This is a genomic window from Herbaspirillum chlorophenolicum (assembly GCF_001189955.1).
Taxonomy (GTDB): domain Bacteria; phylum Pseudomonadota; class Gammaproteobacteria; order Burkholderiales; family Burkholderiaceae_D; genus Herbaspirillum; species Herbaspirillum chlorophenolicum.
Map to the genome: position 1 here is coordinate 1 of NZ_LFLT01000008.1, position 25,420 is coordinate 25,420.

Genomic DNA, 25,420 nt, shown 5'->3' on the forward strand with positions numbered 1-25,420 from the left:
GGCGAGATCGTGAACAGGTTCTTATGCGTCGCCCGGGAAGCTGCCGTCGACGTAGTACCAGCGCGGTGTGCCTTGCGCATCCGGCCGGCGCACGAAGTTGCTGATCTCGTGCATGCGATGGGCCTTGCCGCCGACCTTGAAGCGGGCCACGAATTCGACCGTGGCTTCGTCCGTGCCGGCGGTGTGTGTCTGTTTCTTGATATCCAGGCCGATCCAGTTGACGTCGGTTTCACTAGTCAGCTCTTCCTCCGGCAAGGTGTCGGGGAACCAGGTCGTGCGCAGGTAGGCTTCATTGCGCAGCGCATAGGCGCTGTAGCGCGAGCGCATGAGCAGTTCGGCCGTGGCGGGGATCTCCGCGCCCGAGATGAAGCGGCCGCAGCAGGTGGCGAAGGCGCCTTTGCCGCAGGGGCAGGGGCCGCCTGCGGCCTTGTCGTTCTTGCCGCCCATCAGATCTTCCCGTTTTTCAGGAAGGCTTCCAGTTGCGTGAAGCGGTCGAAGCCCCAGAACGGTTCGCCGTCCACGATCACGAAGGGCGAGCCGAATACGCCCTTCTGCATGGCGTCTTCGGTGGCCTGGCGCAGCTTGTCCTTGATTTCCTGCGTACCGAGCGCGGCTTCCAGCGCGGCATGGTCGATGCCGAGGTCGCCGGCGATGCGCAGCACGCTGGCAGGTACGCTGATGTCGATGTCTTCGGTGAAGTAGGCGCTGTAGATGGTCTGGATGAAATCGACGGCCTTTGCCGGCTGCTGCTCCTGCACCCACAGCGCGGCGCGCGCGGCGACCTGGGTGCCGATGGGGAAGTTGCCCGGTTCCTTGAAGAAGATGTTGTGGAAGCGGGCGGTGCGTCCCATGTCGTGGCGCGAGTACTCGCCCTTGACCGGAATGGTGACCAGCGAGTTGGTGCCGATGTTCTTGAAGATCGGTCCCAGCAGGATGGGATGCCAGTTGACCTGGCGGCCGTATTTCGCCGCCAGCTTGCCGATCTCGACGGCGCCGAAGTAGCCGTAGGGCGAGCTGAAGTCGAAGTAGAAGTCGATGGGGTTGCTCATGATGTGGGTATCGGGAAAAGGGTTAGAGGGTATCGGCAAACAGTTCGCGGCCGATCAGCATGCGGCGGATTTCGCTGGTGCCGGCGCCGATTTCGTAGAGCTTGGCGTCGCGCCACAGGCGGCCCACCGGGTATTCGTTGATGTAGCCGTTGCCGCCCAGCGCCTGGATCGCCTCGCCGGCCATCCAGGTGGCCTTTTCGGCCGAGTACAGGATGGCGCCGGCGGCGTCCTTGCGCAGCGCGCGCACCTGCTCCGGCGAGGCGGCGCGGTCGCAGGCTTGGCCCACTGCATAGACGTAGGCCTTGCAGGCCATCATGGTGGAATACATGTCGGCCAGCTTGCCCTGCATCAGCTGGAATTCGCCGATGGCCTGGCCGAACTGCTTGCGGTCGTGCACGTAAGGTACCACCGCGTCCATGCAAGCCTGCATGATGCCCAGCGGACCGCCGGAAAGCACGGTGCGTTCGAAGTCCAGGCCCGACATCAATACGTTGACGCCACGGCCGATGCCGCCCAGCACGTTTTCTTCCGGCACTTCGCAATCCTGGAACACCAGTTCGCCGGTGTGCGAGCCGCGCATGCCCAGCTTGTCGAGCTTTTGCGCGACCGAGAATCCCTTGAAGCCCTTTTCCACCAGGAAGGCCGTCATGCCGCGCGCGCCGGCTTCCAGGTCGGTCTTGGCGTACACCACCATGACGTCGGCGTCCGGCCCGTTGGTGATCCACATCTTGCTGCCGTTGAGCACGTAGCGGTCCCCCTTCTTGTCGGCGCGCAGCTTCATGCTGACCACATCCGATCCGGCATTGGGTTCCGACATCGCCAGCGCGCCGATGAAATCGCCGGAGATCAGCTTGGGCAAGTATTTCCGTTTCTGCGCATCGTTGCCGTTGCGCTTGATCTGGTTCACGCACAGGTTGGAGTGGGCACCGTACGACAGGCCGATCGAGGCCGATGCGCGCGAGATTTCTTCCATCGCGACGATGTGCGCCAGGTAGCCCATGTTGGCGCCGCCGTATTCTTCGCTGGCGGTGATGCCGAGCACACCCAGGTCGCCCAGCTTCTTCCACAGGTCCATCGGGAACTGGTCGCTGCGGTCGACCTCGGCGGCGCGCGGGGCGATTTCGGCGGCGGCAAAGGTGGCTACGGCTGCGCGCAGCGCATCGATGTCTTCGCCGTGGTTGAAGCTTAGTCCTGGCAGGTCGGGCATGCTTGTCTCCTCATTATCGGTAGTCGTTTTCAATGCCGGATCTGTGCCGGCCTGGTTGACGTTAACGTCAATTTTTCTGTGTTCCGGTGCGCTTCGATATATTCAGGCGGCCTTGCGGCGGGATTTCGGCGTACCAGTTCTTTTACTCTCGTCTTCCAGCAGCGCACGGCATTCATCTTCATGCGCGGCGATTTCGGCCAGCGTCAGTTCCAGGTCCTCGCGCTGGCGTTCCAGCTTGTCGCGGTGCTGTTGCAGCACGCCCAGGAAACGCTGCAATTGCGGCTCGGTATCCTTGGGCGACTCGTACATGTCGATCAGGTCCTTGATCTCCGAGAGCGTGAAGCCGAGGCGCTTGCCGCGCAGCGTCAGCTTGAGCCGCGTGCGTTCGCGCGCCGGGTAGACGCGGTTGCGGCCGCCTGCGCCTTCGCGTTTGGGATTGAGGATTCCATGATCCTCGTAGAAACGGATTGCCCTCGGGGTGATCCCGAATTCTTCCGCCAGTTCGCTGATGGTGTAGGTGGGCATGGTGGCTCGGTCTGCGTCGAACGGGAATATTGGTTAAGCTGGTTGGGGCATATTCGTTTGCCTCAATTCCGTCTCTTTGCACGGAACGGATACGGCATCGACATTCCCGGAACTGGAACTTTACGTTAACGTAAAGTATATTGTGCTCCGTCGTCCAGCGGAAAATGCAGGGGATATGACGGCAGGGCTGTTTCGTTGTCAGTACGGCAATGGCTTGCCGTCCCATGTTCCACTTTCTTTTGTTTCATCTTGTCAGGTATTTCATGAATGCTCTTGAATCCCAGCTCGACTACGCCTTCGGCGACGCCATGCCGGAAACCGGCCGCACCATGGAGGTTGCGCCGGGTGTGCGCTGGTTGCGCATGGGTTTGCCCTTTGCGCTGAACCACATCAACCTGTGGCTGCTGGAGGATGAAGTCGAAACGCCGCAGGGCCTGCAGCGCGGCTGGACCGTGGTCGATTGCGGCATCGCCACCGATTCGACGAAGCAAGCATGGGAAACCATCTTCGCCGACGAACTGAATGGCTTGCCGATCCTGCGCGTGCTGGTCACGCATTGCCACCCGGACCATGTCGGCCTGGCCGATTGGCTGTGCCGGCGCTGGCAGGCGCCGCTGCTGATGAGCGCGGGCGATTATGCGTTTGCGCGTGTCATGTCGGCGGCCTTGCCGGGCGCCGAAGGTACGGCGGCGACGCCGCATTTCCAGCGCCACGGCCTGGCCGATCCGGAGACGATCGCAACGCTGCAGGGGCGCAACAATTACTATTCGGAACTGGTGCCGGTAGTGCCATACGCCTATGTGCGGCTGCAGGACGGACACACCGTGCGCATCGGCGGGCGCGATTGGGAGATCATCACCGGCTTCGGCCATTCGCCGGAACATGTATCGCTGTACTGCGGTGAACTGAATGCGCTGATTTCCGGCGACATGGTGCTGCCGCGCATCTCGACCAATGTCTCGGTGTTTGCGATCGAACCCGAATCCAATCCGGTGCAGCAATTCCTCGACTCACTGAAGAAGTATGCGCATTTGCCGGCCGATGCCTTGGTGCTTCCTTCGCACGGCAAGCCGTTTCGCGGCTTGCACACTCGCATCGCCCAGCTTGACGAGCACCATCGCCTGCGGCTGGCCGAAGTCCTGGAAGCCTGCGCCACGCCCCAGACCGGCGTGGATATCCTGCCGGTACTGTTCAAGCGCGCGCTGGATACGCACCAGCTTTCGTTCGCATTGGGCGAGGCGGTGGCCCATTTGCACAAGCTCTGGTACGACGGCGCACTGAAGCGGCAACTGGGCGAGGACGGGGTCTACCGTTTCGTCGCCGTATAGCCCGCATCGAATGCGCAGGCAATAAAAAACGCCGGACATGTCCGGCGTTTTTGCGTGAAGCGGAAACGGGCGCCTGGTCTTAACCGTTGGCCGCGCTTTTCTTCATTTCGCGCTCTTCCTTCTGCAGCTTGGTCTTGATGCGGTTGCGCTTGAGCGGCGACAGGTATTCGACGAAGACCTTGCCCTTGAGGTGGTCCATCTCATGCTGGATGCACACGGCCAGCAAGTCGTCGGCTTCCACTTCGAACGGCTTGCCGTCGGCGTCGAAGGCTCGCACTTTCACGCGCGCCGGACGTTCAACGCCGTCATAGATGCCGGGCACCGACAGGCAGCCTTCATCGTAGACGCGCTTTTCCTCGCTGGCCCATAGCACTTCCGGATTGATGAATACGCGCAGTTCATGGCCATCGTCGGAAACGTCGATGGTGATCACTTGTTCGTGCACGTCGACCTGTGTCGCGGCCAGGCCGACGCCCGGCGCGGCGTACATGGTTTCGGCCATGTCGGCGACCAGCTTCTTGATGCGCTCGTCGAATACGGTGACGGGGCTGGCTACCTTATGCAGGCGCGGATCGGGGTAACGGAGGATATTGAGCAGGGCCATACGCGGAAATCTCGGCAATCGACTTGTACATCGTTGCTCGCCATTTTGCGAGCAACGGGAAAATTTTTATCGGGAATATCTTTTAAATAAGGCCGGATTACGCCGCTTCAAGCGCGGCAGCGGCAGAATCCCAGCCTTCTTCGGCGGGATTGGCATCCGGCAAATCCGGGCGGCATGCCGGTTCCGGCTGTTATCGCCGCATGCCTTGCAGGCAACGGCCAGCTTTATTTTGATCTTCCCGAAACGATGAAAAAGTTTAGCACAGGCCCGCTGTTTTCCGGCGGATGGGCACTTGGAGGCGCTGTTTTGGCACTGGCGCCGTCGCTGTCTGTTGCTTCTTCGCTGCTGCCGGAATACGTCTTGCCGCCGCGGCCCCGCGTGCTGGCGCCGTTGCCACAGGCTCAACGGGTGGGGGATGACAGCAGGCGGCCGCTGGCGATGGTGCTGGATCCTGATGCCGGCCCGTTTGCCAAGGTAACAGGGCCTGCGGCAGCGCGCGATGCCACGCAGTTATTCGTGGCCGGCCAGGCCGTGCGCATTGCCCTTGTTGGCGCGTCCCATGAAGGGTTCGTTTCGATCTACCGTCTTGGCCCGGTGCTTCGCTCTTCCGATGGCGGCACGGCACTGGGACGAATGGCCTTCCGGATCGGCGGCGCTCGCATCGTCCGTCGCGATACGAATGGCAAAGGGGGCGAAGCGGTCATTACCAGCAGCAGCCGGGAGATCGTCGCGGGGGACATTGTCCTGGATGCGCAGACATGGCCGCAGGAGAAGCAAGGGGCCGTGCAGGCTGTTGCCGCACGCGTAGTCATGCAGTCCGGTGCGGAGCGCATGCGCTTGGCGGCCGTAGACCAGGTCGTGGGGCTGGACCGTGGCGCGGCGGATGGCGTGCATGCCGGCATGTGCTTGCGCGTGGCGGGATGCGGGCGCCGCGGCGATATCGCCGGTCGCGTCCTGCACGCCGGCGGCCGGGCGTCGGTGGCGCAGCTTGTACGCGGTACCGCTCCGCTGGAAGGGGGCGATGAAGTTTGCATCGCGGCCTGTCCCGATTGATTTCCGATTCAACGTCTGTGTGAACGATATGCATGATTTTCCTCTTCCCCCGCATCCTCCCGAGGTTGGGAATCCGGCCAGTCTGGACGCATGGTTGCGGCTGACGCTGACCGACGGCGTCGGCAGCGAAACCGGCCGACGGCTGCTGGGTGCTTTCGGCCTGCCGGGCCTTGTGCTGCGTGCCGAGCGGGCGGCATTGGATACACTGGTCACGCCGCGTATTGCCAATGCGTTGTGCAAGCCGCTCACCGCAGCCGCGCGCGCCCACATCGACGCCACGCTCGCCTGGGCCGAGGCGCCGGGCAATGCGATCGTGACGCTGGCCGATGCGCACTATCCGCGCGCCTTGCTCAATATTCCCGATCCGCCGCTGCTGCTTTACGTGAAGGGCAACATCGCGCTGCTGGAGGCCAACGCGCTGGCGGTGGTCGGCAGCCGCAATGCCACCGTGCAGGGGCTGGCGCATGCCGAGCGTTTCTCGGAACAATTGAGCCATGCGGGACTGGCCATCGTCTCCGGCCTGGCGCTGGGTATCGACGCCGCAGCGCATACCGGTGGCTTGCGCGGGCCGGGTTCGACGGTGGCGGTGATTGGCACCGGCATCGACATCGACTATCCGCAACGTAACCGCGCATTGGCGCAACGCATTGCGCAAGAGGGCTGTATCGTCAGCGAGTATCCGCTCGACATGCCGCCATTGGCGGCCAACTTCCCGCGCCGCAACCGCCTGATTTCAGGCCTGGCGCGGGCTGTACTGGTGGTGGAAGCGGCAGCGCAGTCGGGTTCGTTGATCACCGCGCGCATGGCAGCCGAGCAGGGGCGCGATGTGTTCGCGATTCCGGGCTCGATCCATTCGCCGTTGGCCAAGGGGTGCCATCAACTCATCCGCTAGGGTGCCAAGCTGGTCGAGACCACGCAAGATATCCTGGAGGAGATGCCACCCTTGTTCGCAGCACAAGGAAATGTTTCGCAAGGGCGGCAACATGCCGGATCGGAGAGCTTGCGCGGCGCCGGGGATGACGATGCGCCAGCAGCCATTGTCATGCAGGCAATGGGCCACGATCCGGTCGATACGGATACCCTCGGAGCGCGCTGCAAACTGGATGCGGCGCGGCTCTCGGGCATCTTGCTGGAGCTTGAGCTGGCGGGGCGTATCGAGGTATTGCCGGGCGCGCGCTATCGTCGTCTTGAGTGAGCAAATTTATGCAGCAGGGTCAGAAAAATCCTGCCATACTGGGGATGCCGACTTGTGTATTCACACCCTTCGCGATAGAGTAGACCTATGTTCGATGTCCTTGTTTACTTGTACGAAACCTACTATCGCCCCGATGCCTGCCCCGAACCGGAGGCGCTGGTGAAGAAGTTGTCCGCGATAGGTTTTGAAGAAGATGAAATTTCCCAGGCGCTCGGCTGGCTGACCGACCTTGAAGTCGCCAACCACGAGTTCGCCGATTCCTACCCCCGGCAAACCTCCTTTTCCTTCGGCACGCGCATCTACGCACGCCAGGAGACCGACGTCCTCGGCACCGATGCTGTTGGTTTTATCCAGTTCCTGGAGTCGGCCAAGATGCTCGACGGCATGCAACGCGAGATTGTCATCGAACGCGCGCTGGCAGCCGGCGAAGTGCCGATCACGCTGGAAAAGCTCAAGGTCATCGTGCTCATGGTGCTCTGGAGTCAGGGCAAGGAACCGGATGGCCTGATGTTCGAAGAGCTTTTCCTCGACGAGGAAGACAGCGAACCGCGCCTGTTGCATTGATGCATTGCGTTGGCGGCAAGGCAATATTGCAGGCCGCCCGCAAGACTCCCCTATTCAAAACCTTGCAAATCCGCTCTCGTGCAAGTCATTCAGGCAAGCCATCAGGCTTGCCGTTTTATTTGCATCACGCTTATCATTCCCCCGCATCAGGCCAATATTGGCTACTATATAAATATTCGTTGTCCAAAAGCAATCAAAGGAGCGGCGCGCAGACTGCGCCGCTCACACGAACAAGATTTCCTGTGCTTTGGGCAACATGGCGTTGTTTAAGGAACATCCGGCCCCAGATTGGCGTCGTCATTCCTGATAATGCCAGCAACCGACCTCTCTTTTGAGACCCATACCTATGAGCAAGACCCTCATCATTGCCGAGAAGCCCTCTGTCGCGAACGACATCGCGAAGACGCTCGGTGGCTTTACCAAGCACGATGAGTATTTCGAATCCGATGAATACGTCCTGTCGTCGGCAGTCGGCCACCTGCTTGAAATCGCGGTGCCCGAAGAGTACGACGTCAAGCGCGGCAAATGGAGCTTCGCCCACCTGCCGATGATCCCGCCGCACTTTGCGCTCAACCCGATCGCCAAGACCGAGTCGCGCCTGAAGGTGCTGTCCAAGCTGATCAAGCGCAAGGATGTGACCACCCTGATCAACGCATGTGACGCGGGCCGCGAGGGTGAGCTGATCTTCCGCCTGATTGCGCAATACACCAAGGCCAAGCAGCCGGTGAAGCGCCTGTGGCTGCAGTCGATGACGCCGGGCGCAATCCGCGACGGCTTCAAGCAGTTGCGCGACGATGAAGAAATGATGCCGCTGGCCAACGCCGCCCGCTGCCGCAGCGAGGCCGACTGGCTGATCGGCATCAACGGCACGCGCGCCATGACCGCCTTCAACTCCAAGGAAGGCGGCTTCTACCTGACCACCGTGGGCCGCGTGCAGACGCCGACCCTGTCGATCGTGGTCGAGCGCGAAGAGAAGATCAAGAAATTCGTTTCGCGCGACTATTGGGAAGTGCACGCCGAATTCGTCTGCGCCGCCGGCATCTACAAGGGCCGCTGGCTGGACAAGGCGCACAAGAAGGACGAAGCCGATCCCGAGAAGCGGCCGGAACGCCTGTGGGCGAAGGCGGCGGCGGATTCCATCGTGGCGGCCTGCCGCGACAAGGTCGGCACGGTCACCGAGGAATCCAAGCCGACCACGCAAATGGCCCCCGGCCTGTTCGACCTGACCAGCCTGCAGCGCGAGGCCAACTCGCGCTTCGGCTTCTCGGCCAAGAACACGCTGGGCCTGGCGCAGGCGCTGTATGAAAAGCACAAGGTGCTGACCTATCCGCGTACCGATTCGCGCCACCTGCCGGAAGATTACCTCGCCACCGTCAAGGACACGATGGAGGCGCTCTCGGAGAATAACAATTACCACCAGTTCTCCAAGCAGATCCTCAAGCAAGGCTGGGTCAAGCCCAACAAGCGCATCTTCGACAACACCAAGATCAGCGACCACTTCGCCATCATCCCGACCACCCAGGTGCCCAAGAACCTGTCGGAGCCGGAACAGAAACTGTATGACCTGGTGACGCGCCGCTTCATGGCGGTGTTCTTCCCGGCGGCAGAGTTCCAGGTGACCACGCGCTTCACCGAAGTGTCGGGCCACCAGTTCAAGAGCGAAGGCAAGGTCATGATCAATCCCGGCTGGCTGGCCATCTACGGCAAGCAAGTCGAGGAAGACGACAAGGACAAGGACGGCAGCGGCAACCTGGTTGCCGTGGCGCCGGGCGAGAAGGTCAAGACCGACAAGGTGGTGGCCAACGGTTTGGCGACCAAGCCGCCCGCGCGCTACACCGAAGCCACGCTGCTGTCGGCCATGGAAGGCGCCGGCAAGCTGGTCGATTCCGACGAGCTGCGCGAAGCGATGGCAGGCAAGGGGCTGGGCACGCCAGCCACGCGCGCGGCCATCATCGAAGGCCTGCTGAACGAAAAGTACCTGCTGCGCGAAGGCCGCGAAATGATGCCGACCGCCAAGGCCTTCCAACTGATGACGCTGTTGCACGGCCTGGGTGTGGATGAACTGACCGAACCCGAACTGACCGGCGAGTGGGAACACAAGCTGGCGCAGATGGAGCGCGGCAAGATCAGCCGCGAGGAATTCATGCGCGAGATCGCGCAGATGACCCAGATCATCGTCAAGCGCGCCAAGGAATACGACAACGACACCATTCCGGGCGACTATGCGACGCTGCAGACGCCTTGCCCGAATTGCGGCGGCGTGGTCAAGGAAAACTACCGGCGTTTTGCCTGCACCAAGTGCGAGTTCTCGATGACCAAGGTACCCGGCGGGCGCCAGTTCGAAATCGCCGAAGTGGAAGAGCTGCTGAAGAACCGCACCATCGGTCCGCTGCAAGGCTTCCGTTCCAAGATGGGCCGGCCGTTCGCCGCCATCCTGAAGATTTCGCGCGACGAGGAAATCAAGAACTACAAGCTGGAGTTCGACTTCGGCCAGAATGACGGCGAAGGCGAGGGCGGCGAGCCGGTCGATTTCAGCGAGCAGACGCCGCTGGGCGCTTGCCCCAAGTGCGCGTCCGGCGTCTACGAAATGGGCCTGGCCTACGTCTGCGAAAAGACCGTGGCCAAGCCCAAGGCCTGCGACTTCCGCAGCAGCCGCATCATCCTGCAGCAGGAGATCCTGCCCGAGCAGATGGCCAAGCTCCTGAACGAAGGCAAGACCGACCTGCTGCCGGGCTTCATCTCGCAGCGTACGCGCCGGCCGTTCAAGGCCTTCCTGGTGCGCGGCAAGGACGGCAAGATCAGCTTCGAGTTCGAGGAGCGCAAGGCCAAGGCCCCCGCCAAGGGCAAGGCGGCTGCAGCAGAAGCAGACGATGGCGCCGATGAGGCAACGGCCAAGCCGGTGAAGAAGGCTGTGGCTACCAAGGCTACGGCTGCGAAGAAGCCCGCTGCGGCGAAGAAACCGCCTCTGAAGAAGGCGACGCCGAAGAAAGCCGCCAGCGCGTAATCGTCAGGCTGTTCAAAGAGAAAACCCTCGCGATGTGAATGGCGAGGGTTTTTTCTTTTGTGGTGCAAACGATGCCGGGTTCCTGCGTCGTTATAGGCCGTAGCGCATCCGCTTACTTGTACACCACCGTCAACGGCGCATGGTCGGAGAAGCGCTGTTCCTTGTAGATCGCGGCGCTCTTTGCCGTGGAGGCGATGCCCTTGGTCGCCACGTGATAGTCGATGCGCCACCCCACGTTATTGGCCCAGGCCTGGCCACGGTTGCTCCACCAGGTGTAGGCGTCGCCGGTGGTTTCCGGATGCAGCAGGCGGTAGACATCGACCAGCCCCAGCTTGTCGAAGATGTGGGTCATCCAGGCGCGTTCTTCCGGCAGGAAGCCCGAATTCTTCTGGTTGTTCTTCCAGTTCTTCAGGTCGATTTCCTTGTGGGCGATGTTCCAGTCCCCGCAGATGACGATCTCGCGGCCACTCTTTTCCAGCGCCATCAGGTGCGGCAGGAACACTTCCATGAAGCGGAACTTGGCCTGCTGGCGTTCATCGCTGGATGAGCCGGACGGGGCGTACAGCGAAATCACGGTGAGGTCGCCGAAGTCGCATTCGACATAGCGTCCTTCGTCGTCGAATTCGGTATTGCCGAAGCCGATGCGCACCGAGTCCGGCTCGCGCTTGCTGTAGACGCCCACGCCCGAATAGCCCTTTTTCTGGGCATAGTGGAAATGGCCGACATAGCCTTCGGGGGCCAGGAACTGTTCGGTCATGTCGGCTGCCTGGGCCTTCAATTCCTGGACGCAGACGAAATCGGGCGACTCCTTCTGCAGCCATTCGAAGAAACCCTTCTTGGCCGCGGAGCGGATGCCGTTGAGGTTGGCGGAGACGATTGTTGGCATGTTCTGATCCTGCAAAGTAAGGTCGGTAGCATAACCGATAGGGCGTTTCATTTAAAATGTCGGTCAGATTTTGCTGCGCGCCGGAATTGCCAATTGGAAAACATCAGGCGCGCCAGCCTTCGACTTCACTTTTCCCCGGGAATGTATTTTGAGCAATTTGAGACAGGAATTCATTGAATTCGCCGTGTCGGCCGGCGTGCTGCGCTTTGGCGAATTCGTCACCAAGGCAGGCCGTACCTCGCCTTATTTCTTCAACGCCGGCCTGTTTTCCGAAGGCGCGACCCTGGCCCAGGTGGCGCGCTTCTATGCGCAGACCCTGGCCGACGCCGGCATCGAATACGACATGCTGTTCGGCCCCGCCTACAAGGGCATCACCCTGGCCTCGGCGACTGCGGTCGCACTGGCCGGCATGGGCCGCAATGTGCCGTTCGCCTTCAACCGCAAGGAAGCCAAGGACCACGGCGAAGGCGGCACCATCGTCGGCGCCAAGCTGCAGGGCAAGGTCGTGATCATCGACGACGTGATTTCTGCCGGTACCTCGGTGCGCGAGTCGGTGGACATGATTCGCGCTGCAGGCGCCACGCCGTGCGCAGTGCTGATCGCACTCGACCGTATGGAACGTTCCGGCAAGGATGACGCACTGTCCGAGCTCTCGGCGGTGCAGGAAGTGGCGCGGGAATACGGCATGCCGGTCATCTCCATCGGCAACTTGAACGACCTGTTCGAGTACATCTCCAACGGTGGCGATGCGCGGTTGACGCAGCACAAGGATGCTGTGGCGGCGTATCGCACGCGCTACGGCGTCTGACCGGATCGGCCTGGCGGGTTCAGGCAAGCGCTCCAAATGGAAACGGCTGCATCGGATGATGCAGCCGTTTTTTCTTGGGCGTGCCGCTGGCGGCGGAATTTTAGAGCGGGCGGATGGCGCCGCCCACGTTATGCCGCTGCAGCCGGTCATCCAGCTCGCCGAGCTGGGCCGCCACCGCGTTCTCGGTCTGCTCCACGCGCAGGCCGATGTCCTTTTGCAGGGTCTCCAGCCGCTGCGCCAGCAAAGCCTGTTGCTCGGTCTGGCGCTGGTTCAGTTGCTCCAGTTCGCTCTTCAGATAGCCGCGCAGGTCGGTGAAGCGCGAATGCTCGGCCTGGTCAGCCAGGTCGCGTTGCGTTTCCAGTTGCTTGGTCAGGCGCCGGCTCTCCAGCAATATGCTGGTTTGCAGCGCCAGGATGTAGAGCAGGAAAAAGGCCGTCAGCACCACCGTCACGCCCAGCATGACCAGGCCCAGCGGCGCCTGGAAATCGGTGTAGATCAGCGACAGCGTGGTCGGCGCCACGAAGGCGGTCCAGTTGACGGCGGCGAAGATGGCGACCAGCGCCAGCAGAACGATGAGGAAAATAGTCCGGAATCTCATTGCAGCCTCCTGTTTTGGGTTTGTTTGCAGGCACGCAATTGCGAGTGTAGCAGGCGGAATTGCGATCGCGACCAACCTTGCCAGACAGGCAAGATGAACCGATTGGACTGCGAGGGGAGGAGGGATGTTCCTTCGGAGGCAACGAATGTTGCCAATCCGAACATATTTTTAGTTGCCGGTCATCCCGGAGAAAGCCGGGATCAGCGGTTTTCTCCGGAATGACGGGAATGGATGACCGGACCGGCAATATCAGCGCGGCACGTCGCCTTCCACCGTGGTGCGGTACAACGTGCGGCGCAAGTGCTGGGGCGTGATGGCGGCGTAATGCTGGGTGCTGCGGTTGTCCCAGAACACCATGTCGTGCGGCTGCCAGCGATGGGTATAGACGTTCTCCGTCCGCGTGATGTGGGCATGCAGTTCCTTGAGCAGTGCGTCGCTCTCGTCGCGTGGAATGCCGACGATATGCGAAGTGAAGCCTTCGCTGACGAACAGGATCTTGCGCCCGCTTTCGGGATGCGTGGTAACCACCGGATGCTCGACCGGTGGCACTTCGTCTATCTGCTTTTGCGTCAGCTCGGCGCGCCACGGCGAGAGTTTGCGCAGACGCTCGTAGCGGTAGACGTAGGAGTGCACCGCGCGCTTTCCTTCCAGCAGCTTTTTGGTTGCGGCCGGCAGCGTATCCCAGGCGTCGGCGGTATTGGCGTACAGCGTGTCGCCGCGCTCGGCGGGCAGTTCCTGCGAATGCAGCAGCGCACCCAGGCTGGGTTTGGGCATGTAGGAAAGATCCGAATGCCAGTCGGCGCCGGCATCGACCAGGCCGATCGGTTTGCCGTCTTCCACCACGTTGGAGACGATCAGGATTTCGGGATGGTTCTTCAGGTGGAAGCGGTTGAGCACATGCACCTGCAGCGGGCCGAAGCGGCGGCTGAATTCAATATGCTGTTCGGGCGTGATGCGCTGGTCGCGGAAGACCACCACGCCATGTTCGACGAAGGCGCTGCGGATGCGCGCCAGTTCGGCGTCGGAGACGTCGTGGTTCAGATCCAGGCCGATGATCTCGGCCCCCAACGGTCCACCGAATGGACGAATCTCGACCTGCTGGTGCGCACGCGGCGCGCTTTCCAAAGTGGCAACTGACATGCCCGCTCCTCCATGATCGGCAATGGCTGCAGGCTGCGACATGATCGCTCAGGCAGCTCCGGCAGCAAAAAACACTTATTACAACGCCTGCCGGACGAGGGGACAAGGAACAAGAACGCATATCGATATGCGTGCAGCGTTGCCGGCGACAGCCGCTGTGGCCGGCGGCGCTACAATAGCGCCGATGAAACAGACCGCTTCCGACTCCTCTGCCGACGCCAGCCAGCGCCCCGCACGTCCGCTGCCGCCGCGCCCTGCGGTGGTGGCGCTGTTGCCCGAGGAGGCGGCGGCACGCAAGCAGGACAAGGAAAGGCGCGATGCGCAGGTTCGCGGCGTGGAGTCCATTGCCGCGATGCGCGCGGCCATCCGCCAGGCCAGCGCCCGTCTGCCGGTGCTGGCCGACATCCCGCGCCTGGGTCCGATGAAGACGGCGGCGTTCCGTCAGCGGGCCGCCGCTGGCCTACCCTTCATCATGACCGGCATGGCTACGAGCTGGCCGCTATCCACACTGACGGTGGCCACGCTGCGCGCCCGTTTCGGCGCACTGGCGGTACGGGCGCGCGTAGGTGACTACATCAATACCGCCTTCGCCCCGGACCGGGCCATGCAGGACATGCGGCTGCTGGACTACCTGGACCAGGTGGAGCGCGACCCCGGCGACCTGCCGCCCTACCTCGGCAACCTGGAATTGCGTGAACTCAATGCGCTGTGCCACTGGCCCAACTTCTTCGACAAGATGGGACCGCCGCGCTTCTGGATCGGCCCGGCCGGCACCGTGACGCCACTGCATTGCGACTATGACGACAATGTCTTCACGCAGATCTGGGGCAGTAAGCGCATCTGGCTGGCGCCGCCGCATCACGATCAATATCTCTATCCACGCGAGGCCAATGCCATCCTGTTCGGCTCGCCCTTCGATCCGGACCATCCCGACCTGGAACGCTTTCCGCTGGCGTGCCAGGCCGCGCTGGTGGACTGTGTGATGCAACCGGGCGAGATGCTGTACCTGCCGGCAGGCTGGTATCACCAGGTCAGCTCGCTGAGCTTCTCGCTGTCATGCAATCGCTGGGCGCGTGGGCGGCCGCTGGTGCTGGGGACGTGACAGTGCTAGCGGCGGCTGCGTAGCGATGCGCGCTGCAGCCGCGCCACCGCCCGCACCAGTTCATCGGGCGACATCGAGGCAAATCCCAGCCGCAATCCATTGATGGATTCTCCCTGCGGCGAGAACTGGCTGCCGCTGCGCACGAACAAGCCCTCGCCGATCGCCTGCCGGGCCAGGGCATCGACATCGATGTCGTCGCAGAAGGTCACCCACAGTGCCAGTCCGCCCTCGGGAACGCGGGTGGAGATGCGGTCGCCGAAGCTGCGTTGCAGGCAGTCCAGCAATACTTCCTGGCGCTGGCGATAGTGCTTGCTGCTGCGCCGGACATGACGTCGCAGTTCGCCATCGGCAATGAGCTCGGCCAGCATCTTCTGCAGGATGGCATCGCCGTGGGTGGCCAGCAGGTACTGGTTGCTCTCCAGGGTGGCAACCAGGTTCTCGGGGCCGACCACGAAGCCGCAGCGAAAGCTCGACCCCAGCAGCTTGGAGAGCGAACCGACATAGATCACATGGCGCTGCCGCGGATCGCTGGCAAGCGGCGCGTAGGGGCGCCCTGTGAAATGGTATTCGTGGTCATAGTCTTCCTCGATGATGGAAAAGCCATGCCGGGCCGCCAGGGCCAGCAGCTTTTCCCGGCGGTCGGCGCGCAGGCTCACCGTGCTGGGGAACTGGTGGTGCGGCGTGAGGTAGATGAAGCGGATGGGGCGATGCCGGCACAGGGTGTCGACCTGTTCCACCTGGCAGCCATGGGCATCGATATCCACCACTTCCACGCGCGCGCCCAGCGCCTGGAAGATGGCCCAGGCCGGCGGATAGCTGAGTCGCTCCACCACTACCGTATCGCCCGGCCGTATCAGTGCGGCGGCCGCCAGGTGCAGGGCCATCTGCGTGCCCTGGGTCAGGCAGATGTTGGAGGGCGACACCGCCAGCGCGCGCGTGGCGCCCAGCATCGCGGCCAGGGCCACGCGCAATTGACTGGCCGACTCCAGGTTGCCATAGCGCACGCGGCCATTGCGCAAGCCCTCGCGAAGGGCACGGCGATAGTGGCGGTGCAGGATGGCTTGAGGCAGCAGGCGGTGGTCCGGCGAGCCATTGTCGAAGTACATCATGCAATGGTCCCGCATTGCACCCTGCGGCGGCAGCTCGTTGAAATACGCCGGCAGGGACAGTGCCTGCAATGGTGGCGCAAACAGGCGATCCTGCCGCCCGGCGAGCGTGTCGCTTGCATGGACCGCGCCACGATCAAAGGCGCTGCTGACAAAGGTGCCGCTGCGCTCGCGGCTGACCAGCCAGCCTTTGATGGCTGCTTCCTCATAGGCCACGATGACGGTCTTGCGGTTTACGCCCAGCATGGCGGCCATCTCGCGGGTTCCCGGCAGTGCCGTGCCGGGATGCAGGCGGCCATCGCCGATGGCGCGCGCCAGGCCGGACACGATGTCGCGGTAAGAGATGCCCGCACCGGCATTGCCCAGGTCGAGCAGCAGGCGCCAGTGTCTGATCTGGACCATGTGAAATTCTCAAAACTGGAGGTATTGGAGGGTCCTATTCTAGCTGCACAATCCGTTCATCGGTGACAGGCCGTTGCGGCATATGGACAAGGGAGAAACGTATGCAGGAGCACTACAGGATAGCGATCGCCAATGATGTGCACGGCTTTACCAGCGGTGGCGGGCTGCTGCTCGACGCGGCGCTGGAACAGGGCATCTCTCTGCCCTTTTCCTGCCGGCGCGGCGAGTGCGGATGCTGTCGCGTGCGGGTGCTGGAAGGCCGCCATCGGCGCCAGCCCTACCAGGCCTTGGGCACGCCCTATCCGCTGGGCGAGGACGAGATGCTGCTGTGCCAGAGCCATGCCTGCAGCGATATGCGCATCGAGGTCCCTGGATGGCCGCTGCCGGCGCAGGCCTTGCGCTTCGAAGCCGAGGTGCTGGAGAAGCATCCCTTGAGCGCCAGCGTGACCTGTCTGGTGCTGCGTCCTTGCGGAGGCCAACAGCCATCGGTGCGACCGGGGCAGTACCTGCGCTTCTATCTCGACGATGGCAGCAGCCGCTGCTTCTCGGTGGCCAACCTGCCCGAGCTGGAGGATGGCCGGCTTGAATTCCATATCCGGCAGGTGCGTGACGGCCATTTTTCCGGGCGCATGCTCTCGCGCCTGCAGGCTGGCGACCGGCTGGCGCTGGAAGGCGGCTTCGGTGCCTGCACCTGGCAAGCCGCAGCAGCAGACAAAGCCCGGGAGTTGGTGTTGCTGGCCACCGGTACCGGCTATGCCGGCATCAAGCCTATCCTGCTGGCGGCACTGGCGGATGTACAAGCCGCGCCGGACCTGCGCGTGACGCTTTACTGGGGCAATGCCGAGGCGGACGATTTCTACGATGCCGCCTTCCTGGATGCACTGGCTGCCCGTGAGCCGCGCCTGCGCTGGATCGCCGCCAACGGCGCTTCGGGTGAACAGGTGCAGGAGCTGGCTGCTGCCGGTGGCCATCAGTGGCCCTCTACCCAACTGGTCGCCTGTGGCAATCCGGCAATGATCGCCGCGCTGCATGAGGCTTGCACGCATTGGGGCGTGTCGCCTCAACAGCTGGTGACCGAGGCCTTCGTCCCATCCGGCGCCAGCGTGGCGCCGATGGCGCTGGGCAGCCTGGACCCGGTATTCGAGCGGGTGGGGCCGCGCTATGCGCTGGAAGGCATGCTCACCGCGCGTGCCCAATCCATCCGCGCCGTGGCGCAGATCGCCGGCAAGCTCAGGGTCGGCATGTCTACCGCCGAGGCAGTGGAAATGGCAGACCGGCACCTGCACGACATGGGGGCGTCACACACCTGGCATCCGACCTACATCCGCTTCGGCGACGACACGGTGCGCACGCCGCGCCAGGGCGTGCAGCGCGATCGCACCCTGCGCGAGAGCGACATCGTGGTGGTCGACATCGGCCCGGTCTGGGACGGTTGCGAAGGTGACTTCGGGGACACCTTCGTCTTCGGCAACGAAGCCTTGCACCGTGCCTGCGCCCAGGCCGCGCGCGACGTTTTCGATGCCACCCGGGCTGCATGGGAAACCGGGCTGAGCGGTCGCCAGCTGTACGACTTTGCACAGGCCGAGGCCTTGCGCGGTGGCTGGCAGCTGGAACGCAACCTGGCCGGACATCGCGTCTCCGATTTCCCGCATGCGCTGTTCGGCCCGGCCAAGCTGGCCGAGATGGATATCACTCCGAGCCATGCGCTGTGGGTGCTGGAGATCCAGCTGCGTCATCCCAGCTATCCGGTGGGAGCCTTCTACGAAGACCTCCTGATCGGCTTGCCGGGGCAGTAGTCCTATACGGTTTGTCATAGCGAGAGACGAAAAAAAACCGCATCCACGGATGCGGTTTTCTTCTTGTCGCTGCGGCCCGATCCCGGGCAGCAGCGGCTACGATCAACCCGCCAGCTTCTTGCGCAGCAGTTCGGTCAGCTGCGCCGGGTTGGCCTTGCCGCGGGTGGCCTTCATGGCCTGGCCGATCAGGGCGTTGATGGCCTGCTCCTTGCCGGCGCGGAACTCGGCTACCGACTTCTCGTTGGCCGCCAGCACCTGGTCGACGATGGTTTCCAGCGCGCCGCTGTCGGAGATCTGCTTCAGGCCCTTGGCTTCGATGATGTCGTCGGCCAGGCTGTCCTTGCCGGACTTGGCTTCCCACATGCCGCCGAAGACTTCCTTGGCGATCTTGTTGGAGATGGTGCCATCGGCGATGCGCTTGAGCAGCAGCGCGAATTGCGTAGCGCTGACGGGCGCATCGACGATGTCGGTGTCTTCGCGGTTCAGTGTCGAGGCGACGTCGCCCATGAGCCAGTTGGCGGCAGGCTTGGCCTGATCCTTGCCGGCTGCGGCGACTACCGCTTCGAAATAAGCGGCCATCGCCTTCGATTGCGTCAGCACGGCGGCGTCGTATTCCGGCAGCGCGTAGTCGCTGACGAAACGTTCGCGCATCGCGGCGGGCAATTCCGGCATGGTAGCCCGGACGCGCTCAATCCACTCTTGTGCGATGGCCAGCGGCGGCAGGTCGGGGTCGGGGAAGTAGCGGTAGTCCTGCGCGTCTTCCTTGCTGCGCATGGAGCGGGTTTCCTTCTTGTCCGGATCGTAGAGGCGAGTCTCTTGAACGACAGTGCCGCCGTCTTCGATCAGTTCGATCTGGCGGCGCACTTCGTAGTTGATCGCGTCTTCCATGAAGCGGAACGAGTTCAGGTTCTTGATCTCGCAGCGGGTGCCGTATTCCTTCTGGCCGACCGGGCGCACCGAGACGTTGGCGTCGCAGCGGAACGAGCCTTCCTGCATGTTGCCGTCGCAGATGCCCAGCCACATCACCAGCGAGTGCAGCGCCTTGGCGTAGGCCACCGCTTCGGCAGCGCTGCGCATGTCGGGCTCGGTGACAATTTCCAGGAGCGGCGTGCCGGCACGGTTCAAGTCGATGCCGGACATGCCCTGGTAGTCTTCATGCAGCGATTTGCCGGCGTCTTCTTCCAGGTGCGCGCGCGTCAGTTGCAGGGTCTTGATCTCGCTCTTGCCGTCCTTCTCCAGCACATAGGAGATCTTGCCGCCTTGCACCACCGGGATTTCGTACTGGCTGATCTGGTAGCCCTTGGGCAGGTCGGGGTAGAAATAGTTTTTACGGGCGAACACCGAACGCGGCGCGATGGTGGCGCCGATGGCCAGGCCGAACTGGATGGCGCGCTCGACCGCGCCCTTGTTCAATACCGGCAGCACGCCCGGCAGCGCCAGGTCGACCGGGCTGGCCTGGGTGTTGGGTTCGGCGCCGAACTGGGTCGAGCTGCCGCTGAAGATCTTGGATTGGGTCGAAAGCTGCGTGTGCGTTTCGAGGCCGATGACGACTTCCCACTGCATGATGTTGTCCTTGCGAATTCTTTGTTGATGAGCGGCTTACGCGGGTTCGCGCAGGTGCCAGTCGGTCGCTTGCTGGAACTGGTGCGCTACGTTCAGCAGGCGGGCTTCGTCGAAATATTTGCCGATGATCTGCAGGCCGACCGGACGCTTGCCGTTCTTCTCGCCCTGGCCGAAACCGCAGGGGATCGACATGCCCGGCAAGCCGGCCAGGCTGGTCGACAGCGTGAAGATGTCGGCCAGGTAGTTGGCGACCGGGTCGTCGGTCTTGTCGCCCAGATCCCAGGCCACCGTCGGCGCGACCGGGCCCATGATCACGTCGCACTGGCGGTTATCTCCCTCTAGCGCGCTCTGGAAGTCCTGCGCGATCAGGCGGCGGATCTTCTGCGCCTGCAGGTAGTAGGCGTCGTAGTAGCCGTGCGACAGCACGTAGGAGCCGACCAGGATGCGGCGCTTGACTTCGTCGCCGAAGCCTTCCGCGCGCGACTTCTTGTACATGTCGGCCAGGTCCTTGTAGTCCGCGGCGCGGTGGCCGTAGCGCACGCCATCGAAGCGCGACAGGTTGGACGATGCCTCGGCCGGAGCGATCACGTAGTACACGGGAATCGACAGCTCGGTCTTGGGCAGCGAAATGTCCACCAGTGTGGCGCCCAGCTTCTCGAATTCGGCCAGCGCCGCCCGCACGGCCTGCTCAACATCGGCGGCCAGGCCGGCGCCGAAGAATTCCTTGGGCACGCCGATGCGCAGGCCCTTGAGCGTGTTGTTGAGCGCGCAATTGAAATTTTCCCGCGGCCGCTGCATGCTGGTCGAGTCGCGCTCGTCGAAGCCGGTCATGGCGTTGAGCAGCAGGCCGCAGTCTTCTGCAGTCTTGGCGATCGGGCCGCCCTGGTCGAGCGAGGAGGCGAAGGCGATCATGCCGAAGCGCGACACGCTGCCGTAGGTCGGCTTGATGCCGGTCACGCCGCACAGCGAAGCCGGTTGGCGGATCGAGCCGCCGGTGTCGGTGGCAGTGGCCGCCGGCGCCAGGCGCGCGGCGACTGCTGCGGCCGAGCCGCCAGAGGAGCCGCCCGGTACGGCAGTCTTGTCCCAGGGGTTCTTGACCGGGCCGTAGTGGGAGTTCTCATTGCCGGAACCCATCGCGAATTCGTCGCAGTTCAGCTTGCCCAGCGTGACCGTGCCGGCTGCGTTGAACTGTTCCACCACGGTTGCGTCGAAGGGGCTCACGTAGTTTTCCAGCATCTTCGAACCGGCGGTGGTGCGCCAGCCGCGGGTGACGAAGATGTCCTTGTGCGCGATCGGGATGCCGGTCAGGGGGCCGGCGTCATTGCCGGCCAGCCGTGCGTCGGCGGCCTTGGCCTGGGCCAGGGTCAGTTCGCGGTCGACGTGCAGGAAGGCGTTGAGGTCGCTGGCTTCGATGCGGTCGAGGAACAGCGTCGCCAGTTCGGCGGCGGAAATCTTGCGCGACTGTAGTTGCGCGGACAGTTCTTTGAGGGTGAGCTTGTGCATGTTTGATCGTTTCGCTGCGTATCTGCGTATTCGTATGGAGCGCCGCGCCCCTGGGGGCGCAAGTGGGCGGCGGCCTTATTCGATGACCTTGGGTACCAGGTAGAGGCCGTCCTGGGTAGCGGGGGCCGGCTGCTGGTAGTCTTCGCGGCGGTTGGGCTCGGTCACCTTATCCTCGCGCAGGCGCAGCGCCAGTGCCGGCTCGATGGCGGCGATCGGGTGCGAGAGCGGTTCCACGCCGCTGGTGTCGACGGCCTTCATTTGCTCCACCAGGGCAAAGATGCCGTTGAGCTTGTCCAGCGTTTGTTCGGCCTGGGCGTCGGTCAGCTCCAGGCGGGACAGGTTGGCGATGCGTTTGACGTCGGAAAGGGCTAGAGACATGGTCGAAAAGGCGCGCCGTCGCGCGTTGCATGATGTTGAGTTGGGGTTGGCACGAACTGGCGGCCGGCGGCGCGGACAGTAAGCTGGAAGGCAAGCGGTTTTCCGGTTCGCCGGTGCGATCGGAAAGCCTTCTTGCCGGGCGCGTCTCCGGCGGCAGCGGTTTTACAGTCGAAAAGACGGGAAATCCTTGCCAAATGCCCGCCAAATGGCCTTATCGGACTGGAATTTTTGGCGGTCGTGCCTGCTGGTTTCCAATGAATTATAAGGTAGAATGTCAGATTAATGCCTTGCCGGCGCCGGTTTTTCGTGTCGCCGCGGTCATGAACGGACACTCCCCTATCAAAAAAGTTAGGCGCCCCGCGCGGGCGCATCAGGACAATTCATGTTTGGATTTTTACGTAGTTATTTCTCGAACGACCTGGCGATCGACCTGGGCACCGCGAACACGCTGATTTACGTGCGCGGCCAGGGCATCGTGCTGGACGAGCCGTCGGTCGTGGCGATCCGCCAGCAGGGCGGCCCCAACGGCAAGAAGACGATCCAGGCAGTCGGCAAGGAAGCCAAGCAGATGCTGGGCAAGGTTCCCGGCAACATCGAGGCGATCCGCCCGATGAAGGACGGCGTGATCGCCGACTTCACCGTCACCGAGCAGATGCTGAAGCAATTCATCCGCATGGTGCACGACTCCAAGCTGTTCCGCCCCTCCCCGCGCATCATCATCTGCGTGCCCTGCGGCTCCACCCAGGTGGAACGCCGCGCCATCCGCGAATCGGCACTGGGCGCGGGCGCTTCGCAGGTCTACCTGATCGAGGAGCCGATGGCCGCCGCGATCGGTTCCGGCCTGCCGGTCTCCGACGCCACCGGTTCGATGGTGGTCGACATCGGCGGCGGCACCACCGAAGTGGGCATCATCTCGCTGGGCGGCATGGTCTACAAGGGTTCGGTGCGCGTGGGCGGTGACAAGTTCGATGAAGCCATCGTCAACTACATCCGCCGCAACTACGGCATGCTGATCGGCGAACAGACCGCCGAAGCGATCAAGAAAGCCATCGGTTCCGCCTTCCCGGGTTCCGAAGTCAAGGAAATGGAAGTCAAGGGCCGCAACCTGTCCGAAGGCATCCCGCGCTCCTTCACCATCTCCAGCAATGAAATCCTGGAAGCGCTGACCGACCCGCTGAACAACATCGTGTCGGCCGTCAAGAACGCGCTGGAACAGACCCCGCCGGAACTGGGCGCCGACATCGCCGAAAAGGGCATGATGCTGACCGGCGGCGGCGCGCTGCTGCGCGATCTGGACCGCCTGCTGATGGAAGAGACCGGCCTGCCGGTGATCGTCGCCGAAGACCCGCTGACCTGCGTGGTGCGCGGCTCCGGCATGGCACTGGACCGCATGGACAAGCTGGGTTCGATCTTCTCGTCCGAGTAAGTTCAGGCCACCGGCAGGTGGCATTGCCATCAGCCGGTGGTGCCATGCATGGCATTATTTGCTGACGGCTTTAGAAAATACGTTTCTGCTGATGGCGCCGGCGCAAGTATCGAAATCCATTGCCAGAAATTTCCCGTTCTTGTCGAAACCAAGTGCCAGAGGTTCCTTTTTGCCGAAAGTCACTTGGTACCGAAGGCATTCACCCTGGTTAGGCAGGGGTACGATTTCTTCCGGTTGTCCCAGTTTGGCCAGCGTATGGCTCTTGCTGGGAGCGTCACCCAGGAGAGCATGCAGTTTGTCGCCATCCTTCATCATGGCGTAAGACTCGTAGTAAGAGCATCCGCTAAGAGGGGCGATTGCAGTCAGGGCGACGCTCAAAAGAATTACTGTTTTTTTCACGAACTTCTCCTATGTTCCGGCAAATTGCACCAAAGCAGAATTGTTTTGGCGTCGCGTTTAGGGGGAAGGTCGGGCTGATTGTTCCTGCAGGTGGCTAATTTCGCGAGTATTTCGCTTGTAAGTAGAATTTGTTCGAGATTACGGAAATGAAGGGTTCGGATTACCCGCTTCAATCAAGAGGAGGGGCGGGCTCGACCTGACGCATTATGGAAATCCCACCACTCTTCAAGCAGGGCGCCTCCGCCCGCCTGCGCGTTACCGTGTTCGCGCTGCTGTCGCTCGTGATGCTGGTGGTCGATGCCCGCATGCATGTGCTGGGGACGATCCGCCAGGGCATCGGTACCGTGCTCTACCCTTTCCAAAGGGTGGCGATGATGCCGCGCGACGCCGCTGCCAGCGTGGCCGACTATTTTTCCGCCCTGACCGTCCTGGAGAAGGAAAACCGGGGCTTGCAGCAACAGCAGATCGTCAATTCCCAGTTGATGCAGCAGGCGCGCCAGCTGGCCGCCGAGAACGTGCAGCTGCGCAAGCTGCTCAATATGCAGCAGAAGGTGCCGGTCAAGTCGCTGGTGGGCGAGATCCTGTACGACGCCCGCGATCCCTTCACCCGCAAGATCATCCTCAACCGCGGCTCCCAGCAGGGCGTGGCGCCAGGCCAGCCGGTGATCGACGATGTCGGTATCGTCGGCCAGGTCACGCGCGTGTTTCCATTCACTTCCGAGGTCACGCTGCTGACCGACAAGGACCAGGCCATTCCCGTGCAGGTGCTGCGCAACGGCTTGCGCAGCGTGGCTTACGGGCGCGGCCAGACCGGCGTGCTGGACTTGCGCTTCATGCCGGCCAACGCCGATATCCAGAAGGGCGATACCTTGGTGACGTCCGGCATCGACGGCGTCTATCCGCCCGGCCTGTCGGTGGCCACCGTGGCGCTGGTGGAAACCCGCTCGGCCGACTCCTTCGCGCGTATCGTCTGCCAGCCGCTGGCCGGTATCGACCGCCATCGCCAGCTGCTGATCCTGCTGGTTGAACAGAATTTGCCGCCGCGCCCCGAGCCGGAAGCCGTCGATGAGAAATCCGCCAAGCTGTTCAAGCGCCGCTTGCGCGACAGCACGCGCGATTCCAGCGGCGACGACGCCAACGCCACGCCCAAGGAGAACGTCTCCGAAGAGCGCAAGGGCGCAGCCAACGTGATACCGCCGGCTGCCGCACCTGCTGCGGCCCCCGCTCCAGCCAAGCCTGCCGGCAAGGAAAACGCACGATGAACGATCCGCATTACATCCTGTTGCCGGCCAATCCGCTGTTCATTGCGTTCAGCCTGGTCGTGGCCTTTCTGCTTAACCTGATGCCCTGGGGGCAAATGGTCGGCGTGCCTGATTTCGTGGCGCTGGCGCTGGTGTTCTGGAATATCCACCAGCCGCGCAAGGTCGGCATCAGCGTGGCTTTCCTGATGGGCCTGCTGATGGATGTCAACCAGGCCACGCTGTTGGGTGAAAACGCCCTGGCCTACACGCTGCTGTCGTACTTCGCGATCATGATCCACCGCCGCGTGCTGTGGTTCCCGCTGCGCACCCAGGCGCTGCACGTGCTGCCGCTGCTGCTGCTGGCGCAGGCGGTGCAGCTGGTGATCCAGCTGCTGGTGACCGGCAAGTTTCCGCACTGGTTTTACTTCAGCGAGAGCTTTATCTCGGCCGTCTTGTGGCCGGTGGTGAGCTGGTTGCTGCTGGCGCCGCAGCGCCGCGCGATCAACCGCGACGAGAACCGTCCTATCTGACGGTCTGAAACAG

23 protein-coding genes and 1 pseudogene are annotated in these 25,420 nt (G+C 62.8%); 11 read left to right on the forward strand and 13 right to left on the reverse strand.

Annotated elements, in window-relative coordinates:
- Nucleotides 1–21 precede the first annotated feature (21 nt).
- From AKL28_RS07120 to AKL28_RS07135, 4 genes are all read right to left on the reverse strand, one after another.
- Nucleotides 22–447 carry a YchJ family protein gene (locus AKL28_RS07120; RefSeq protein ID WP_050467416.1) on the reverse strand — a complete coding sequence of 142 codons (426 nt, stop codon included), beginning with the start codon at nucleotides 445–447 and terminating at the stop codon, nucleotides 22–24.
- Nucleotides 447–1,049: a 2-hydroxychromene-2-carboxylate isomerase gene (locus tag AKL28_RS07125; RefSeq protein ID WP_050467417.1), complete on the reverse strand. Its 603-nt coding sequence runs from the start codon at nucleotides 1,047–1,049 to the stop codon at nucleotides 447–449. The genes AKL28_RS07120 and AKL28_RS07125 overlap by 1 nt, the downstream gene beginning before the upstream one ends.
- Before the next feature lie 22 nt (nucleotides 1,050–1,071).
- Nucleotides 1,072–2,256, reverse strand: coding sequence for an isovaleryl-CoA dehydrogenase (locus tag AKL28_RS07130; protein WP_050467418.1), 1,185 nt, complete (start codon nucleotides 2,254–2,256; stop codon nucleotides 1,072–1,074).
- Nucleotides 2,257–2,358: 102 nt separating this feature from the next.
- Nucleotides 2,359–2,781 carry a MerR family transcriptional regulator gene (locus tag AKL28_RS07135; RefSeq protein ID WP_050467419.1) on the reverse strand — a complete coding sequence of 141 codons (423 nt, stop codon included), beginning with the start codon at nucleotides 2,779–2,781 and terminating at the stop codon, nucleotides 2,359–2,361.
- Nucleotides 2,782–3,044: 263 nt separating this feature from the next.
- Between AKL28_RS07135 and AKL28_RS07140 the strand changes: the two genes are divergently transcribed.
- Nucleotides 3,045–4,109: an MBL fold metallo-hydrolase gene (locus tag AKL28_RS07140; protein WP_050467421.1), complete on the forward strand. Its 1,065-nt coding sequence runs from the start codon at nucleotides 3,045–3,047 to the stop codon at nucleotides 4,107–4,109.
- Nucleotides 4,110–4,188: 79 nt separating this feature from the next.
- Here the strand turns inward: AKL28_RS07140 and def are convergent, their stop codons facing one another.
- Nucleotides 4,189–4,713: a peptide deformylase gene (gene def, locus AKL28_RS07145; protein ID WP_050467422.1), complete on the reverse strand. Its 525-nt coding sequence runs from the start codon at nucleotides 4,711–4,713 to the stop codon at nucleotides 4,189–4,191.
- Between the two features lie 174 nt (nucleotides 4,714–4,887).
- Between def and AKL28_RS07150 the strand changes: the two genes are divergently transcribed.
- From AKL28_RS07150 to AKL28_RS07165, 4 genes and pseudogenes are all read left to right on the forward strand, one after another.
- On the forward strand, nucleotides 4,888–5,766 hold the full coding sequence (locus AKL28_RS07150) for a hypothetical protein (RefSeq protein WP_156226256.1): 879 nt from the start codon (nucleotides 4,888–4,890) through the stop codon (nucleotides 5,764–5,766).
- A gap of 28 nt (nucleotides 5,767–5,794) precedes the next feature.
- Nucleotides 5,795–6,961: pseudogene (gene dprA, locus AKL28_RS07155) on the forward strand (DNA-processing protein DprA).
- 87 nt (nucleotides 6,962–7,048) lie between these two features.
- A complete protein-coding gene (locus AKL28_RS07160; RefSeq protein ID WP_050467425.1) occupies nucleotides 7,049–7,525 on the forward strand; it encodes a Smg family protein in 477 nt (158 codons plus the stop codon).
- A gap of 346 nt (nucleotides 7,526–7,871) precedes the next feature.
- Nucleotides 7,872–10,529 (forward strand): DNA topoisomerase III, encoded by a 2,658-nt coding sequence (locus tag AKL28_RS07165; RefSeq protein ID WP_050467426.1) that lies wholly within the window; start codon nucleotides 7,872–7,874, stop codon nucleotides 10,527–10,529.
- Nucleotides 10,530–10,641: 112 nt separating this feature from the next.
- On the opposite strand, the gene AKL28_RS07170 is transcribed toward AKL28_RS07165, so the two are convergent.
- Complete coding sequence (locus AKL28_RS07170; protein WP_050467546.1) at nucleotides 10,642–11,415, reverse strand: exodeoxyribonuclease III; 774 nt, start codon at nucleotides 11,413–11,415, stop codon at nucleotides 10,642–10,644.
- 148 nt (nucleotides 11,416–11,563) lie between these two features.
- Here AKL28_RS07170 and pyrE point away from each other — a divergent pair, with 148 nt between their 5' ends.
- Nucleotides 11,564–12,223: an orotate phosphoribosyltransferase gene (gene pyrE / locus AKL28_RS07175; RefSeq protein WP_050467427.1), complete on the forward strand. Its 660-nt coding sequence runs from the start codon at nucleotides 11,564–11,566 to the stop codon at nucleotides 12,221–12,223.
- Nucleotides 12,224–12,323: 100 nt separating this feature from the next.
- Here the strand turns inward: pyrE and AKL28_RS07180 are convergent, their stop codons facing one another.
- Both AKL28_RS07180 and AKL28_RS07185 read right to left on the reverse strand, forming a co-directional pair.
- The gene (locus AKL28_RS07180) at nucleotides 12,324–12,821 is read right to left on the reverse strand and encodes a LapA family protein (protein ID WP_050467428.1); all 498 of its coding nucleotides are present in this window, start codon (nucleotides 12,819–12,821) and stop codon (nucleotides 12,324–12,326) included.
- A 249-nt stretch (nucleotides 12,822–13,070) separates the two neighbouring features.
- Complete coding sequence (locus tag AKL28_RS07185; protein ID WP_050467429.1) at nucleotides 13,071–13,961, reverse strand: TauD/TfdA dioxygenase family protein; 891 nt, start codon at nucleotides 13,959–13,961, stop codon at nucleotides 13,071–13,073.
- Between the two features lie 184 nt (nucleotides 13,962–14,145).
- Between AKL28_RS07185 and AKL28_RS07190 the strand changes: the two genes are divergently transcribed.
- On the forward strand, nucleotides 14,146–15,063 hold the full coding sequence (locus tag AKL28_RS07190; protein WP_050467430.1) for a cupin-like domain-containing protein: 918 nt from the start codon (nucleotides 14,146–14,148) through the stop codon (nucleotides 15,061–15,063).
- Between the two features lie 5 nt (nucleotides 15,064–15,068).
- On the opposite strand, the gene AKL28_RS07195 is transcribed toward AKL28_RS07190, so the two are convergent.
- The gene (locus tag AKL28_RS07195; protein WP_050467431.1) at nucleotides 15,069–16,571 is read right to left on the reverse strand and encodes an aminotransferase-like domain-containing protein; all 1,503 of its coding nucleotides are present in this window, start codon (nucleotides 16,569–16,571) and stop codon (nucleotides 15,069–15,071) included.
- A gap of 101 nt (nucleotides 16,572–16,672) precedes the next feature.
- On the opposite strand from AKL28_RS07195, the gene AKL28_RS07200 reads away from it, so the two are divergent.
- Nucleotides 16,673–18,367 carry an NAD(P)H dependent flavin oxidoreductase family protein gene (locus AKL28_RS07200; protein WP_050467432.1) on the forward strand — a complete coding sequence of 565 codons (1,695 nt, stop codon included), beginning with the start codon at nucleotides 16,673–16,675 and terminating at the stop codon, nucleotides 18,365–18,367.
- Between the two features lie 102 nt (nucleotides 18,368–18,469).
- Here the strand turns inward: AKL28_RS07200 and gatB are convergent, their stop codons facing one another.
- The 3 genes from gatB to gatC all read right to left on the reverse strand — a co-directional run bounded on the left by gatB (nucleotide 18,470) and on the right by gatC (nucleotide 21,811).
- Entirely contained in the window at nucleotides 18,470–19,948 is a 1,479-nt protein-coding gene (gene gatB / locus AKL28_RS07205) for an Asp-tRNA(Asn)/Glu-tRNA(Gln) amidotransferase subunit GatB (RefSeq protein ID WP_369691613.1), read from the reverse strand.
- 18 nt (nucleotides 19,949–19,966) lie between these two features.
- Complete coding sequence (gene gatA, locus AKL28_RS07210) at nucleotides 19,967–21,433, reverse strand: Asp-tRNA(Asn)/Glu-tRNA(Gln) amidotransferase subunit GatA (protein WP_050467434.1); 1,467 nt, start codon at nucleotides 21,431–21,433, stop codon at nucleotides 19,967–19,969.
- A gap of 75 nt (nucleotides 21,434–21,508) precedes the next feature.
- Nucleotides 21,509–21,811: an Asp-tRNA(Asn)/Glu-tRNA(Gln) amidotransferase subunit GatC gene (gene gatC, locus AKL28_RS07215; RefSeq protein ID WP_050467436.1), complete on the reverse strand. Its 303-nt coding sequence runs from the start codon at nucleotides 21,809–21,811 to the stop codon at nucleotides 21,509–21,511.
- A gap of 382 nt (nucleotides 21,812–22,193) precedes the next feature.
- On the opposite strand from gatC, the gene AKL28_RS07220 reads away from it, so the two are divergent.
- Nucleotides 22,194–23,237, forward strand: a complete 1,044-nt coding sequence (locus AKL28_RS07220; protein ID WP_050467437.1) for a rod shape-determining protein — start codon at nucleotides 22,194–22,196, stop codon at nucleotides 23,235–23,237.
- 54 nt (nucleotides 23,238–23,291) lie between these two features.
- On the opposite strand, the gene AKL28_RS07225 is transcribed toward AKL28_RS07220, so the two are convergent.
- Nucleotides 23,292–23,636 carry a hypothetical protein gene (locus AKL28_RS07225; RefSeq protein ID WP_050467438.1) on the reverse strand — a complete coding sequence of 115 codons (345 nt, stop codon included), beginning with the start codon at nucleotides 23,634–23,636 and terminating at the stop codon, nucleotides 23,292–23,294.
- Between the two features lie 206 nt (nucleotides 23,637–23,842).
- On the opposite strand from AKL28_RS07225, the gene mreC reads away from it, so the two are divergent.
- The gene (mreC, locus tag AKL28_RS07230; RefSeq protein ID WP_050467440.1) at nucleotides 23,843–24,898 is read left to right on the forward strand and encodes a rod shape-determining protein MreC; all 1,056 of its coding nucleotides are present in this window, start codon (nucleotides 23,843–23,845) and stop codon (nucleotides 24,896–24,898) included.
- A complete protein-coding gene (mreD, locus tag AKL28_RS07235) occupies nucleotides 24,895–25,407 on the forward strand; it encodes a rod shape-determining protein MreD (protein WP_050467441.1) in 513 nt (170 codons plus the stop codon). Before mreC ends, mreD begins: the two co-directional genes overlap by 4 nt.
- Nucleotides 25,408–25,420 lie beyond the last annotated feature (13 nt).

Coding starts and splice junctions, on each gene's coding strand:
- AKL28_RS07160 (WP_050467425.1), top strand. CDS start 7,049: ATGTTCGATGTCCTTGTTTACTTGTACGAAACCTACTATCGCCCCGAT.
- AKL28_RS07135 (WP_050467419.1), bottom strand. CDS start 2,781: ATGCCCACCTACACCATCAGCGAACTGGCGGAAGAATTCGGGATCACC.
- AKL28_RS07195 (WP_050467431.1), bottom strand. CDS start 16,571: ATGGTCCAGATCAGACACTGGCGCCTGCTGCTCGACCTGGGCAATGCC.
- AKL28_RS07130 (WP_050467418.1), bottom strand. CDS start 2,256: ATGCCCGACCTGCCAGGACTAAGCTTCAACCACGGCGAAGACATCGAT.
- def (WP_050467422.1), bottom strand. CDS start 4,713: ATGGCCCTGCTCAATATCCTCCGTTACCCCGATCCGCGCCTGCATAAG.
- AKL28_RS07165 (WP_050467426.1), top strand. CDS start 7,872: ATGAGCAAGACCCTCATCATTGCCGAGAAGCCCTCTGTCGCGAACGAC.
- AKL28_RS07190 (WP_050467430.1), top strand. CDS start 14,146: ATGAAACAGACCGCTTCCGACTCCTCTGCCGACGCCAGCCAGCGCCCC.
- AKL28_RS07140 (WP_050467421.1), top strand. CDS start 3,045: ATGAATGCTCTTGAATCCCAGCTCGACTACGCCTTCGGCGACGCCATG.
- mreD (WP_050467441.1), top strand. CDS start 24,895: ATGAACGATCCGCATTACATCCTGTTGCCGGCCAATCCGCTGTTCATT.
- gatA (WP_050467434.1), bottom strand. CDS start 21,433: ATGCACAAGCTCACCCTCAAAGAACTGTCCGCGCAACTACAGTCGCGC.
- AKL28_RS07220 (WP_050467437.1), top strand. CDS start 22,194: ATGTTTGGATTTTTACGTAGTTATTTCTCGAACGACCTGGCGATCGAC.
- mreC (WP_050467440.1), top strand. CDS start 23,843: ATGGAAATCCCACCACTCTTCAAGCAGGGCGCCTCCGCCCGCCTGCGC.
- AKL28_RS07185 (WP_050467429.1), bottom strand. CDS start 13,961: ATGTCAGTTGCCACTTTGGAAAGCGCGCCGCGTGCGCACCAGCAGGTC.
- AKL28_RS07120 (WP_050467416.1), bottom strand. CDS start 447: ATGGGCGGCAAGAACGACAAGGCCGCAGGCGGCCCCTGCCCCTGCGGC.
- AKL28_RS07150 (WP_156226256.1), top strand. CDS start 4,888: ATGCCGGTTCCGGCTGTTATCGCCGCATGCCTTGCAGGCAACGGCCAG.
- AKL28_RS07200 (WP_050467432.1), top strand. CDS start 16,673: ATGCAGGAGCACTACAGGATAGCGATCGCCAATGATGTGCACGGCTTT.
- AKL28_RS07125 (WP_050467417.1), bottom strand. CDS start 1,049: ATGAGCAACCCCATCGACTTCTACTTCGACTTCAGCTCGCCCTACGGC.
- AKL28_RS07170 (WP_050467546.1), bottom strand. CDS start 11,415: ATGCCAACAATCGTCTCCGCCAACCTCAACGGCATCCGCTCCGCGGCC.
- AKL28_RS07180 (WP_050467428.1), bottom strand. CDS start 12,821: ATGAGATTCCGGACTATTTTCCTCATCGTTCTGCTGGCGCTGGTCGCC.
- gatC (WP_050467436.1), bottom strand. CDS start 21,811: ATGTCTCTAGCCCTTTCCGACGTCAAACGCATCGCCAACCTGTCCCGC.